Source organism: Paenibacillus sp. 8b26 (genome assembly GCF_050626875.1).
Lineage (GTDB): Bacteria > Bacillota > Bacilli > Paenibacillales > Paenibacillaceae > Paenibacillus.
In genome coordinates this window covers 3620256-3633622 of record NZ_CP192445.1, presented here as the reverse complement: position 1 = coordinate 3633622, position 13367 = coordinate 3620256, and the positions used below count along the sequence as shown (strand labels likewise).

Below are 13367 nucleotides of genomic sequence, written 5' to 3'. Positions count from 1 at the left end.
GTTAATCCTCCTCTCCCCGAATCAGCAAACGTTGCAGCAGCGTAACCACGATCACAATCAGCAGCAAAATAACCGCCATCGCCGAGGCCAGACCGACCTTGCTGTACTTGAACGCCACGTCAATCGTCTGAATGACGAACGTTTTACTGCCATTGGAGCCACCAGTCATAATATACGGAATATCGAATGCACTGATCGCACCGCTAATCGCCAAGATGAGATTCAGCTGCAAAATCCGCTTGATACTCGGCAAAATAATGTACCGAAACTGATGCCAGCGGTTGGCCCCGTCCATATCAGACGCTTCATACAGATCACTTGATATGGAGGAAATCGCACCGAGAAACACAATAAAGTTAAAGCCCATGTATCTCCAGATCGACGTGCCAGCCAGTGAAATATTAATAATCTCCGGGTTGCCAAGCCACAGCTTGATATACGAGCCTAGTCCCAGTGCCTGAAGCAGTGTATCCAGCGTGCCGTCCGGCTTGAAGAAGAATAGAAAAATAAAACCAATGGCCACCCCGTTCATCAGGGAAGGGAAAAATAAAATGCCCTTAAACACATTTTTAAACCAGGTTTGAAAGCTGAGAATGGTTGCAAAATAAAGGGCCAGCCCCATCTGTACAAACGTAGCGACAAAGTAATACAGACTGACCTTAAACACCGAGAAATACTCAGGGTCGGTAAAGATTTTGATATAGTTTTCAAAGCCCACATATTCCAGACGCTTACTATAGCCGTTCCAGTCCGAAAAGCTGTATTTGAACATGTTGATCACTGGCAAGTAAGCAAAAGTGACCAGCAGCGCCAGCGGAATAAATGAAAAGGCTGCAATAATCGCCAATCTTTGTTTGGAGTAGCTGAGATTCGAAAATTTAAACATGCTGCACCTCCTGGCTATCCGTCCATCGACTGCTACGTCGATCCTTTCTAATCGTCAGCTCAGATGACTATTTGGCTGCCTTCGCAGCCACTTCAGCTCGCGCCTTCACCCATGCGTCGTTCAGATCCTTCATAATGGTGTCATACGATTCAGGGCGGTTACCGACGCCTGCCTCAATAATGCGTTTCTTGAAATCCGGCTGCCACAAGCCGATTTCTCCCTTTTTGTCGATTTTATCAACAATTCCTTCTTGTCCTTTTGGGGAAGGAGTGAGCGTTTCAAAGACAACTCCCTGATCTCCGTATTGCTTCAAAATTTCAGGCAATTTAGCACCCTGTAGCGGACTGATGCTGCCCGCCTGCTCTACAGCATAGTTGGACTTCTCGGTAAACCAGTCCACCCAGGCACGGGCCGCTGCTTTATTTTCACTATTTACGTTAATGCCGAGGTTGTAATCACCTGCCAACGGAACAAGCACCTTGGAGGCATTTGTCGGAAACGGCATAAAGCCGACATCATCCTTGTTGGTCGCTGTGCTTTTGATCTGGTCAATGGCCCAGGAGCCGAGTACCATCGTACCGATTTTCCCTTGAGCCAAATCCGCCTTGGAGGTCTCCCAATCCGTCGTGGTTGGGTCTTTTTCGATCAGACCATTTTTAGCGGCATCGTACATGATCTTATACAGCTCATAGTGAGGCTGACCCTTCGTAAAATTGTCGTCTGTATTCGGCTGCGTAACATTCACATATTCCTTCGTGCCCGCCACTGTAGCCAAATCAGCTTCCCACTGGGTCAGTGCCCACCCGGAGGCATAGTTCGTAAACAGCGGCACCGCCTTGGTTTTGTCCTTAATCTGCTGTAGCGCTTTCAAAAATTGATCCGGGGTTTTAGGAAGTTGCGTGATCCCCGCATCCTTGAACACATTTTTGTTATAAATCACACCGGAATACGTCATTGCTACCGGAATACCGTAGACATTATTGTCCACCATACGTTCTTCAATGCCGGTATACTTGCTCTTCATCTCCTCATAAGTGCCCAGTGGCTCGAAAAATTCGGGTAGCTCTGCAATGGGAATGCTGGTAGGAATAAGCAAAACATCTCCGTAATCCCTGGTGCCCATCCGAATTTTAATTTGGCTCTCATAATCGGCTAATGCCTGGAAATTGACCTTCACCTTCGGATAAAGCTTGTTAAATTCCTTGGCGTAGTCCTGAAACACCGTATCCACAATGTCTGTCCGTTGTGTAATGACCGTGATTTCACCTTCCATATCCTTCGGATCAGAACTGGCTGCTGGCGCATCTGATCCTTTTGGGGCACACCCTGCAAACAACCCCGCTAACAATAGCACCGATAGTAACGGCACCAAAACCTTGGACAACTTCATAAAACGACCCCTCCCGTTTTTTAAAATAAGGTTATCGTTAAACTAACAAAATCATTTTATTATGATAACGCTTACTATGTCAATTTTATTATTTTGTGAATATATAAGCAGAGCTATAAAATCTTCATAATGTCAATACAATTCATGTAGTTCTTCCCACCCAGAGTAATAACGATAGCAGCATAGCTGCCCTGAAACATAACCATTAGCCTTGGAGTAACGGTTATGAATCAGGAGAGTTGACAGCTTTGAAATACGTGATTATGATTTTAAATAAAGTTACCGATAACCTAATATAATTTACAAAGGAGGGTTTTGCCTCTTGGACACATTGCTACATGAGATCAGACAGGAATGGAAGGATCATATACTCCCGTTCTGGCTAAGGTTGAAGGATGAAGCGCACGGTGGATTTTATGGTGAGGTGGATGTCGATCTGCACATCCATACAAAGGCGAACAAGGGTGGAATTGCTACTGCACGATTACTCTGGTCATTCTCGGCGGCAGCCCGTGTGACCGGGGAACGCATCTATAAGGATGCCGCACGACACTCTTTCCTGTTCCTGCAAGAGCACCTGATAGACCCGGTATATGGAGGAATGTACTGGATGGCAGATCATACGGGCCGTCCTGCCGACACATGCAAGCACGTCTATGCACAGGCATTCGCCATTTATGCCGTGTCCGAATATGCGCGGGCAACGGGCGACCCTGATGCACTGCCACTAGCTAAGGAGCTGTTTCACCTGCTGGAGCAAAAAGGATATGATCGCACCCGCCAGGCATACGGTGAACAATTTGACCGTATGTGGAACACACAGCCTAATGAGCTACTCAGCGAAAACGGGGTTACTGCGCATATCACCATGAATACACATATTCATGTTCTGGAAGCGTATACCCAATTACTGCGCGTGTGGCCGGATGAAAGCGTGCGAGATGCACTGGTGAATGTATTGGACATTTTATACTGTCGTGTTTACGATGCTTCCGCCCGGCGATTGGGGGTATTTTTCGACAGTGACTGGCGCTCTCTGCTCGACCTGACCTCGTACGGTCACGATATCGAGGCTAGCTGGCTGATTGAGGAAGCTATGAACGTACTGGGTCACCATCCCCCGGAATATGTAGACATGGTGGTGGATATCGCCCATGCGGTAGCCGAACGTGCTGTTCAGCCAGATGGTTCACTGATCAACGAACGGGAAGGCGATCGGGTAGACACCTCGCGCATTTGGTGGGTACAGGCAGAAGGAGTCGTCGGCTTTTACAATGCGTATCAACGAACACAGGACGAACGTTTCTTACAGATTGTACGGGATTTGTGGGCCTACACTCGGCAGTATATCGTAGATCCACGACCTGGAGGTGAATGGTTCTGGTCCGTTCAAGCGGATGGCAAGCCTGATCCAAAAGAAGTTGCAGGACCTTGGAAATGCCCTTATCACAATAGTCGATTTTGCATTGAAATGCTGGAAAGGATGGGAACGAAATGATTCATACTCAATACAATAAGCTGCTGACGCAGCAAGAGGAACTGATTACACGCCCGAATGAGGTCAACACCACCTTTTACAATGGCATCTACGAACGCTACCGCTATCCTGTACTCACACGCCACCACGTCCCGCTGCACTGGCGGTTTGATCTAAATGCACAAACGAACCCGTTTTTCATGGAGCGTCTGGGCGTGAATGCAGCGCTAAACCCGGGCGCGATCTATCATGAGGGCAAATATATTCTGGTTTCCCGCACCGAGGGGCTGGATCGAAAATCGTTTTTTGCCCTGGCCGAAAGCGATAACGGTATTGACCAGTTCCGGTTCATCGATGCTCCATTAATATGGGACGATATCGACCCGGACGAAACGAATATGTACGATATGCGGCTGGTGAAGCATGAGGACGGCTGGATCTACGGCATTTATTGTTCGGAGAAAAAGGACCCTGACGCACCAGCACACGACACCTCCAGCGCTGTCGCTCAGGCCGGACTGGTCCGCACCCGCGATCTTCGCACATGGACCCGTCTACCGAATATCTCCACCCGATCACCGCAACAGCGTAACGTTGTCCTGCACCCCGAATTCGTGAACGGCCAATACGCCTTTTACACTCGTCCGCAGGACGGATTTATTTCCACCGGCTCGGGCGGCGGCATTGCCTTCGGTCTGTGCGAGGATATTACACAGCCTGTGATTGAGAGCGAAACAGTGATTGACGAGCGCTGCTATCATACGGTGTACGAAGCCAAGAACGGGCAAGGGCCCGCTCCGATCAAGACCAGCCGCGGCTGGATTCATATCGCTCATGGCGTACGCAATACCGCCGCTGGTTTGCGATATGTACTCTACACCTTTGCCACCAGCCTGGAGGACCCTTCGCACGTCATCGCCAAGCCCGGCGGGCATTTTGTAGCCCCCTATGATGAAGAGCGTGTCGGGGATGTCTCGAACGTTATTTTTTGCAATGGAGCAGTGGTTAACGAGCACAATGAAGTCTTTATTTACTACGCCTCCAGTGATACCCGTATCCACGTGGCAACAACGACCGTCGCCCGCTTGGAGGACTACACGTTCAACACACCGCCTGACCCACTGCGTTCACTCGGCAGCGCCGCTGTCCGACGTGAGCTGATTCAGCGCAATGAAGCGCTATTGCAAGCACAAGCCCATTCTTCGTAGCGGACATAAGCCGCAAGCTTTATCCTGCCTGCGGAACCATGTATACTATCCAGAGAACAACTGTTATCCGCAGGCTAATGGTTGTTCTCTGGGCAGCTATGCTGCTACTCTTTATCTTTACAGGGTAGCTATGCTGCTGATTTTTCTCGACAGGACAGCTATGCTGCTGATGTTGATCTTTTTTAAATTGGAAGGCGGAACAGGAAATGAAGAGCAACGTAACGATGCGGGATATCGCAGATAAGCTGGGGGTTAGCAGCGTGACCGTGTCGAAGGCGCTCAATGACAAGGATGGAGTTAGCGATGAGCTAAAGGAGCGCATCAAGACGCTTGCAGGCGAAATGGGCTACCGTTTCAATACCGCTGCCAAGTCCATGAAGGAGGGCCTCACCTATAACATTGGTGTTGTCATTCCCGAGCGTTTTACCGGTCCCGGCCAATCGTTTTATCTACACATCTATCAGCAAATTTCGCGGGAACTCGAACAATACGGCTACTACGGCATCCTTCACATCCTCCATCGCGAGGACGAAGAACAGCTTAATCTGCCACGTATCTATTACGACCGCAAGGTGGATGGCTTCATTCTTCTGGGACAAGTGAGTAAGCCATATATAGAGCTGGTGCAGTCCATGGATCTGCCCAAAATGTTCCTTGATTTTTATGATGAGCATGCCGATATCGACTCCGTAGTAACCGATAATTTTTATGGAGCCTACGAGCTGACCAACTATTTGATCGCCCAGGGACACCGGGACATTGCATATGTGGGTAATCTCTACTCCACCAGTAGCATTCAGGACCGTTTCCTCGGCTACTATAAATCCTTGCTGGAGCACAGGCTGCCCCTGCGTAACGAGTGGGTGCTCAGCGACCGGGACGACGAGGGTGTATACGTTGATATGGAGCTGCCCCAGCCACTGCCGACCGCCTTCGTATGCAACTGTGACCAGGTCGCGTACAACCTGGTGCAAAAGCTCATTGCTCTGGGATACCGCGTGCCTGAGGATTGCTCTGTGGTTGGCTTCGACAACGATGTATATGCCACCCTTATTGTTCCGCAGTTGACCACCGTTGGAGTAGACATTGAACAGATGGCCCGTACTGCCATTGAATCCATGATGAAAAAAATAAGCCATCCCGGCAGTCGTTTTGGCCGGGTCCTTGTACAAGGCCACATCGTGTATCGTGATTCCGTGCAGCGTATGGAGAGGCCGTGATCGATGTGTGCTTTGGACAATTGGCCCCTATTCTCAAAGCTTCACAACCAAAAGCCGCTCAGCATGTCGCTGGAGCGGCTTTTGATGTTCATAGATTCTACACACGTGGTCGACGTACGCGCCTTTACTCAGGAGCGTTGGGCCACAAAAGAATTGCCCGTTCGATTGAGAATCGGGAGCATCCGCGTTTCCTGTCCCATGGAGGCTTGGCAGAGCGGACAAACCGGTTCACTCAAAAAGGTGAAATCCGTTCGCATCCAGCCGTTGCAACCCTCGCTGGTACACGACCAAATCGCCGTATCTTCCTCTGGGATAATCTCTGGAGCCTGACGTCTGTACATCTACATTCCCCCCCTCGGTTTTATGGGGTAATCCCCTACATTAGAAGGGAGCCCCGCCCAACGAAGCGGCAAAGAGGCTCCTCTGATCCAGCTCGTCCTGATCCGTTTTAGCTGGTCTTGGTGACATGCTCCGCCTGCGGCCCGCGCTGGCTTTCCACCACATTAAATTCCACATGCTGGCCTTCGTCCAGCGTCTTGAAGCCTTCGCCGTCGATTGCACTGTAGTGGACAAAAATGTCCTGGCCCTCTGTCTCGATAAAGCCGAAACCTTTATCTGCATTGAACCATTTCACTGTTCCTGTTGGCATATTGTTAAATCCCTCCTGTGCGGGTATTAATATGCTCCATCCTCTGAAAAATATGCGTATTTTCCCAAAATGTTTACTTGCGGATCGCCTTGGTCCAGAAACCGCCATGAAACTGCTTCGGCTCCACTGTAATGACAAAGGCCTTGGGATCAATATCCAGAATGGATTGGTACAGCTTGTTCTGATTTTTCCGCTTAGCCAAAATTTCCATCACCAGCCGATCTCCATCCCGCCCACTGCCCAGCCAGGCTGTAACACCGTACCCTTTGTCACGCAGCGCATTAGCGATACCTCCGTTGACCTCATTGCTGATCACCTTGACGGTTACGTAGCCGAGCGCTATTTTTTCCTCAATCCATGCTCCAATGAGAATACCCAGCGCATAGCCGATAGCATAAACCGCGAGACTTGCCACCTGATCCAAATACTTAAGCACCATGTTCAGGCCCAGCACATAGATCGTAACTTCTACAGTACTTATGAGCGCAGCAACGTACTTCTGTCCTTTCAGCGTCAAAATCATACGCAGTGTATACGCAGACACGTAAATAATTTGAATAACGAAAATAAATAACAAAATTTTAAGCATACGCCCACTCCTCATTTCACGTTCTGATTTGGCCTGTATCCATCATTATACCCTTGTATGTCGCACAGCTTTCCGTTTCGCATCACCCTCGCTCGGGTAAAGACTAACTACAGCATGCTGAATGAAATTTCGATCACATAAGGAGGGCTATAACATGAAGGATAACGGAATCAGCGATAAAATCAAAGGTAATGTTAACAAAGCCAAAGGTGAAATCAAGGATCAAATCGGGAATGCTACGGATAATAAATCCCTTCAAGCCGAAGGTAAGCTGGATAAGGCCAAAGGCCATCTTCAGGAAACAGCAGGCAAGCTGAAGGACGGCAAATAATTCGTGCTTTGGATATGAGCTTTGACGCAATATTTTCCCATCAAGCCTCGCTGTCTTGTGCAGCAGGCTTATTTTGTTTGACTTGTTTTGTTTGACGACTTTTCAAAAAAACTTTTACGAAAACAGGGCAACTTTTACTGTTGCTGTTGCGTCTAACCAATATAAGCACATCTGCTAATATCCCTCCAAACGTGTTGGATTTTGTAGTCATTAATGTTACTCTAGTCTATGAACTAGGCTATAATTCTTAAATAAAGGGGTAGACAAACGAATGAAATCATTGAAATCTATGAAAAAGCCTGTCATCATCACTGCCGTATCCGCCTTGGCCATATCGGGGGCTCTTTTCAGCCAATCCACATATGCCGCGCAAGTGACTAAGCCGATCCAAGCAGTTTATAACAATATCAAAATCATCTACAACGGAACTGAGGTTCCTTATGATGCAAAAACAGAACCATTTATGCTGGATGGCGTGACTTATCTCCCGCTTCGTCTGGCAGGTACAGCTTTGGATAAAAAAGTAGATTGGGACGGTACCAACAAACGCGTAGTCATTGCTGACAAAGGCGTTCCGATTGATCAATCTACAGTTACAGCATTGAACAACCAGATTACGACGTTGACTCAGGAACTGAACACAGCGAAAGCAGCGAACACGACGAAAGATGCTACCATCGCTCAATTGCAAAAAGACAATCAGACGTTAAAAGATGACGCAAGCAAAAGCAGCTCTAGCTCCTTGAAGGATCTTCAAAAGGAACTGAATGATGATCACAGCGATGACTACAACACCAACTCTGATATCTCGCTCAGTGGCAATAAAAACTCTATTACCGTGACTATCGAAATGACGAAATCCAGATGGACTGACCTATCCAGCAGTAAACAAAAGAGCTACCTGGAGGACATCGTTAACGATATTTTGAAAGAGTATAAGGATGCCGATGTTGACGGTACGGTTAAGAATTCCAGCAATAACGATAAATTAGCGAGCTTTACAACCAACAGCAGAGGCGATGTTACGATTAAAAAAATAGGTACATCTTTCGACGCAAACACGATCCAACGTGATTTATTCAACAGATACAGCAGCTACGCCGGATATGGCTTTGATTTCAGCGTAAGAGGCGACAGCAGTAACGCCTACGTGGATGTGTTTGTGGATCTGAATGATTGGAATAAAATGTCGAATTCACAAAAAAGCAACCTGACAGATGGCGTTACTGATTTTCTTAAAGACCAAGAGTCCATTGATAGAGTCAATGGAACTATACGCAACAAGGACAACCGCAACCTAATTACTAACTTCTGAATATAAATTAAAAAACTAAGCGACAAAGGCTCTGAGCCTTTGTCGCTTTTTATGATGTACAGGCATCATACATTCCATTATTTAATCAACCTGCCTACGGAAGTAATATATTTTATATAATCTTTATCCGCATCGGTTGTATCGATATTTTGGGTATAAATCAAATTACCGTGGCTGGTTATGTTAACTTTATAATTCATATTGAATTTAGAATAAGGATTTACACTATAGGTCCCTTTGCTATAAACAATCATAGGATTAAAGTCGATTTGCCTGGAAGCAGGTGATAAGCCGCCCTCGTACATAGCATAAATATCCAATATGCCTTTCTTGCGATCCCAATCAAAGGAAGTAAGATCAAACGCATTCGCGTCAATGACTTGGGCCAAGTCTTGTCCCTTAAAATGCATAAGAACTGGACTTTCCGTAAAGCTGTCATGCCTTAGCTTCAATAAACCACGCTTGGAATCCCACTCCATCTTCGCATCTGTATCTTTCAACAAAATGGATACCGGCAAAAACATCGCATTACTTTTCATGATGGGAACTGTGTCCATTGTCACTGGCTCACCATTAACCGATATTTCGGGTGATCCGATCGTAGCCGTTACATTACGGCCCAACAGATCAACAGAAGCGGTTTTGTTCGCTGCATTGTAAGTTACTTTGCCACCCAGTATATCCTCAGCCGCTTGGAGCGGTATAAGCAGTCTGCCCTTCTTATCCATAAAGGGTGATACAGGGTAGGTGTATAAGACGTAATGATCATTGACCTTGAGGTGTATCGGCGTTTGGCCTTGAGCTTGAGCTGATGCCCAATTCAAGTTAGCATCAGCAAAACTTAATAAAATCATAAGGCAGATTAATAACCTAATTTTCATAATGCCCCTCCTCGTTATTGTTCGTTACCAGTGTATCGTCACAAAAATATCAATTCAACCACAATTTACAACATATATCCAAAAATACACATGACATTTTACATATACTGGTTTATAATGGATTAAACTGCAAAACAAAAAGAGAGCACAGAATTGCACTCTCTTTGAATAAAGCATATAAAAGCAAGAAATATTAATAGGCCAATGCAAAAAGTCCTTTAATGTGGGACAAGTAACGGATGTTACTGCCTTCCTTCATCAAAGTAGCTACAGTGCCTTTCAGTTGGGTGCCATTCGCGCCTACCGTACCGATCGCGTCTGTTCTGCCCAAGCTGCCCAGCGTACCGGAGAATACAGGGTTGAATTGTTCCATTTTTGCTCCGTTGAAGTAAGCAAAAATGTTATAACCCACGGTTTCGCCCATTTGCCAAGCCAACTGTGCAGTTGGAGGGTATGGACGCTCGCCTTCACCAGGGAACACCACTGCGCTGTCGCCAGCGAGGAAGATATCTTCATGAGAAGTCGATTGCAGTGAACCGTTCACGGTTGCGCGGCCACGGTTCACTTCGATACCGGAAGCGCCAACCAGTGCGTTGCCTTGTACGCCGCCTGTCCAGATCAGGGTGTTCGTTTGGATCGAACGTCCGTCTTTGAGCAGAACTTCGTCGGCTTTCATTTCCGTAATTGGAACACCAGCTACGATTTGAACGCCACGTTTTTCAAGGCTTGTGACTGCACGATCAACCAGTGCTTGAGGGAAGCCTGCCAAAATAGATGGTCCAGCTTCTACACAGTAGAGGCTAATATCTTTGTAGTTAATGCCTTTTTCACGGCAAACCGCAGGTAGCTTGTCAGCATATTCGCCAACCAGCTCGACACCCGTCAGACCGCCACCACCGATAACGATTGTAGCGTCCGCTTTGTTACCGGATTGCTTGTAAGCATCCAGACGAGCTTCCACATGTGCACGAATGCGATTGGCTTCCGCCACTGATTTCAGCGTGAAGCTGTGCTCTTGCAGTCCCGGAATACCAAAGTAAGCCGTTTCACTGCCCAGGGAAATAACGAGAGCGTCATAGCTCAACGTAGCGCCACTGGCCAGGGATACTTTTTTATCGTCCGGTTTGATTTCCGAAACGGTATCCACTTTCAGGATAATTTCTTTGTTACGCAGCAGTTTCTCCAAAGGAAGCGCAACAGCTTTCTCGGCAATTGTACCTGCCGCCAAACGGTGCAGCTCCGTAATAATTTGGTGCGACGCAAAGCGGTTTACCACTGTAATGGTTGCTTGGCTAGCGTCCAGATGCTGGCGTGCTGTCAGAGCGGCCAGCAAGCCGCCGTATCCGCCGCCCAAGATCAAAATTTGCTTCGACATGTCCATCCTCCGTTCTTGATCAGGTAATTATTTGCTTTCGCGTTGGCGCTCATTCAGAATATCCAGGAAAGCCTGGCTGAAACGCAGCGTTTTTTGTACATTTGGATCTTTAAGCATTTTGAGCAGGCCAAACAGACCTACACTGCCGTCTGTAGTTTGTACGCGGTCTCCTGCTTCAATGGCAGCAGAAGCCAAACCTTTAGCCGACTCTGTAACAGGCTTCACAAACTCTCCCATGGAGCTTTTCATATCGCCGATAAATACAGGGTCGGTTGCCAAACTACGGGCTACATCATAAGCGTCGGTCATCAAAGTAACCATCTCAGTCAACTTGGGCAGATTCTCAACCAGTACGGTCAGCGATTGCTGAACCTCCGGTTTCATCAATTGGTCCAATACATCCCGAGACTCTTTAGTAGCTTCTTGTGTTACAGCCACCTCTTGTTGGTTTTCAGACATGCGTGAACGTCCTCCTTTACTGTGAAAATAGAAGTCCATTCCTTTCTCGTAACCTGTATCCATAAACTCTAGCAATAAAACGTTCATTGAATTCACGCCCTTAAACATGCAAGAAGCACAGCTAAAACCGGCCTATACCCTAAAGGGCAAGACTGATTTATTGCAGACGCCAATTGTATATTGCTCGGACGGTATTCTGTTGTTACTGCTGCGGAATATCTCACGAAGCGCTTCTTCGTGACTATAACAGGCCGAAACGGAACCCTATACCTCTATATTACACTGTTTACAACACAATCGTCGAAGAAATTTTAAATTTGCACAAATTTCTATAAAATTTTTATTGTTATTTTAGATAAAAATTAGAATAAGCTCGTTTTTTGTCCAATTTTCCGCAAAAAAAGGGTCATATCATAGCATGCAAGGGTAATAGAGAGAGTGAATCTCATATCGCGATCACATGAAAATCACCACAAAACATAGGAGGCCAATCCCGATACGTTCGTCATTGATGTGCAGGACTCCCACGACGCGGGCGCTTGCGGACTGATTCGCGGGAGTGCCCTGCGTTCATAGGGAGTCCTCAGGGGCATCAGAATCATCTGGAGAAGGCAACGGCACACCGGATTCGATGAATTCATCCAAATCGCGGGCTGCCTTGAATTGATTGCATTCGTTGCAAGCACATACACAATTGACGGGCGTAGTGTGTCCTCCTTTGGCACGGGGCAGCAAATGATCAATGGTATCACCATAACCCCCGCAGAAAAAGCAGGTATAGCGATCACGCTTGAGCACATATTGACGGAATTCCTTATTGCTGTAGAGTCTGCGGATGGTGTACGGATTAACAACCACTGCCATGCGCTCTCTAACCAGGGTAACCGCCAGATCAAATTCAATCTCCTGATGCCAACGTCTCCCCTGATCGGTTTTGCCCCTTAACCGAATCATGCCGTTACGGTTGAGCCGCAGAACCTTCGTATCCGCAGGCTTCAGCCTGCTGAGCAAATGCCGAACCCGTTGTCGATGACGCTCGCGGGCTTTATCCGTGACTGGCTTCCTGCGGGGCGGCTGAGGCTGCACATCAGGCTGTGCGGACGGCTCCATGCCTTGCACGGTTGCCTCATCCCCAGCGTCATGCGATGCCAGGGAAGCCGTGAGGGGCTTTGTTCCCTCGCCGGAAGAAGGAGCGGACGCAGACGCGCGTTCTTGCGCCGCTAGCCCCCGGCAGGAACGGCAAGGACCACGCCGGGAATAAGGACCGGCCCGGCGACCGGTTCTGCGCTGAAATTCCGTTAAAGGCTTTAGCTCTTGACAATACGTACATTTTTTCATCAGCGGTTTACCCGCTTCGCTCCTGATTGACTGCGATTCCGTCATGTCCGCCCCTCCTTTCCCCGTTGCTCACGTTTACCGAATACTTGAAACCCAAACTTTTGTTAAGTTAAATTCATTCTACCGTTTTCACGTTCCCTTTTCTAGCTATCGAATATATATACTCTCAAGGTATAACAAATTTTAATCATTTGGCATACGTTATACAGCGATCCCTGTTCTTCGTTCAGCAGCTTATTAACCGCCTGA

At 47.5% G+C, this 13367-nt stretch carries 15 protein-coding genes; 6 read left to right on the top strand and 9 right to left on the bottom strand.

All coding sequences use genetic code 11. The features are described 5' to 3' along the window. Window position 1 precedes the first annotated feature (1 nt). Both ACQ4MX_RS16705 and ACQ4MX_RS16700 read right to left on the bottom strand, forming a co-directional pair. Window positions 2-886 (bottom strand): carbohydrate ABC transporter permease, encoded by an 885-nt coding sequence (locus tag ACQ4MX_RS16705; RefSeq protein WP_134912010.1) that lies wholly within the window; start codon window positions 884-886, stop codon window positions 2-4. Window positions 887-953: 67 nt separating this feature from the next. Further along, complete coding sequence (locus tag ACQ4MX_RS16700; protein ID WP_431086094.1) at window positions 954-2276, bottom strand: ABC transporter substrate-binding protein; 1323 nt, start codon at window positions 2274-2276, stop codon at window positions 954-956. A 322-nt stretch (window positions 2277-2598) separates the two neighbouring features. Between ACQ4MX_RS16700 and ACQ4MX_RS16695 the strand changes: the two genes are divergently transcribed. From ACQ4MX_RS16695 to ACQ4MX_RS16680, 4 genes are read left to right on the top strand one after another with little or no spacing between them, the layout of a single operon-like run. Then, entirely contained in the window at window positions 2599-3774 is a 1176-nt protein-coding gene (locus tag ACQ4MX_RS16695) for an AGE family epimerase/isomerase (protein ID WP_431086093.1), read from the top strand. Next, window positions 3771-4961: a glycoside hydrolase family 130 protein gene (locus tag ACQ4MX_RS16690; protein WP_431086092.1), complete on the top strand. Its 1191-nt coding sequence runs from the start codon at window positions 3771-3773 to the stop codon at window positions 4959-4961. Before ACQ4MX_RS16695 ends, ACQ4MX_RS16690 begins: the two co-directional genes overlap by 4 nt. Then, complete coding sequence (locus ACQ4MX_RS16685) at window positions 4924-5205, top strand: hypothetical protein (RefSeq protein ID WP_431091441.1); 282 nt, start codon at window positions 4924-4926, stop codon at window positions 5203-5205. The genes ACQ4MX_RS16690 and ACQ4MX_RS16685 overlap by 38 nt, the downstream gene beginning before the upstream one ends. After that, the gene (locus tag ACQ4MX_RS16680; protein WP_431086091.1) at window positions 5168-6181 is read left to right on the top strand and encodes a LacI family DNA-binding transcriptional regulator; all 1014 of its coding nucleotides are present in this window, start codon (window positions 5168-5170) and stop codon (window positions 6179-6181) included. Before ACQ4MX_RS16685 ends, ACQ4MX_RS16680 begins: the two co-directional genes overlap by 38 nt. A 128-nt stretch (window positions 6182-6309) precedes the next feature. Here the strand turns inward: ACQ4MX_RS16680 and ACQ4MX_RS16675 are convergent, their stop codons facing one another. The 3 genes from ACQ4MX_RS16675 to ACQ4MX_RS16665 form a co-directional block, all read right to left on the bottom strand. After that, a complete protein-coding gene (locus tag ACQ4MX_RS16675) occupies window positions 6310-6522 on the bottom strand; it encodes a cold-shock protein (RefSeq protein ID WP_354450286.1) in 213 nt (70 codons plus the stop codon). Between the two features lie 107 nt (window positions 6523-6629). Then, window positions 6630-6830: a cold-shock protein gene (locus ACQ4MX_RS16670; RefSeq protein WP_044644292.1), complete on the bottom strand. Its 201-nt coding sequence runs from the start codon at window positions 6828-6830 to the stop codon at window positions 6630-6632. Window positions 6831-6903: 73 nt separating this feature from the next. After that, complete coding sequence (locus ACQ4MX_RS16665) at window positions 6904-7419, bottom strand: DUF2179 domain-containing protein (protein WP_025683910.1); 516 nt, start codon at window positions 7417-7419, stop codon at window positions 6904-6906. A 154-nt stretch (window positions 7420-7573) separates the two neighbouring features. Between ACQ4MX_RS16665 and ACQ4MX_RS16660 the strand changes: the two genes are divergently transcribed. After that, window positions 7574-7750, top strand: coding sequence for a CsbD family protein (locus ACQ4MX_RS16660; RefSeq protein WP_068939077.1), 177 nt, complete (start codon window positions 7574-7576; stop codon window positions 7748-7750). 271 nt (window positions 7751-8021) lie between these two features. Continuing rightward, entirely contained in the window at window positions 8022-9065 is a 1044-nt protein-coding gene (locus ACQ4MX_RS16655; RefSeq protein WP_431086088.1) for a stalk domain-containing protein, read from the top strand. A gap of 77 nt (window positions 9066-9142) precedes the next feature. Here ACQ4MX_RS16655 and ACQ4MX_RS16650 read toward each other — a convergent pair whose 3' ends face one another. The 4 genes from ACQ4MX_RS16650 to ACQ4MX_RS16635 all read right to left on the bottom strand — a co-directional run bounded on the left by ACQ4MX_RS16650 (window position 9143) and on the right by ACQ4MX_RS16635 (window position 13163). Then, window positions 9143-9946, bottom strand: coding sequence for a copper amine oxidase N-terminal domain-containing protein (locus ACQ4MX_RS16650; protein ID WP_431086087.1), 804 nt, complete (start codon window positions 9944-9946; stop codon window positions 9143-9145). A gap of 193 nt (window positions 9947-10139) precedes the next feature. Continuing rightward, a complete protein-coding gene (locus ACQ4MX_RS16645) occupies window positions 10140-11321 on the bottom strand; it encodes an NAD(P)/FAD-dependent oxidoreductase (RefSeq protein ID WP_431086085.1) in 1182 nt (393 codons plus the stop codon). Between the two features lie 27 nt (window positions 11322-11348). Continuing rightward, on the bottom strand, window positions 11349-11780 hold the full coding sequence (locus tag ACQ4MX_RS16640; RefSeq protein WP_044644287.1) for a DUF1641 domain-containing protein: 432 nt from the start codon (window positions 11778-11780) through the stop codon (window positions 11349-11351). 570 nt (window positions 11781-12350) lie between these two features. Beyond that, window positions 12351-13163: an HNH endonuclease gene (locus tag ACQ4MX_RS16635; protein WP_431086082.1), complete on the bottom strand. Its 813-nt coding sequence runs from the start codon at window positions 13161-13163 to the stop codon at window positions 12351-12353. Window positions 13164-13367 lie beyond the last annotated feature (204 nt).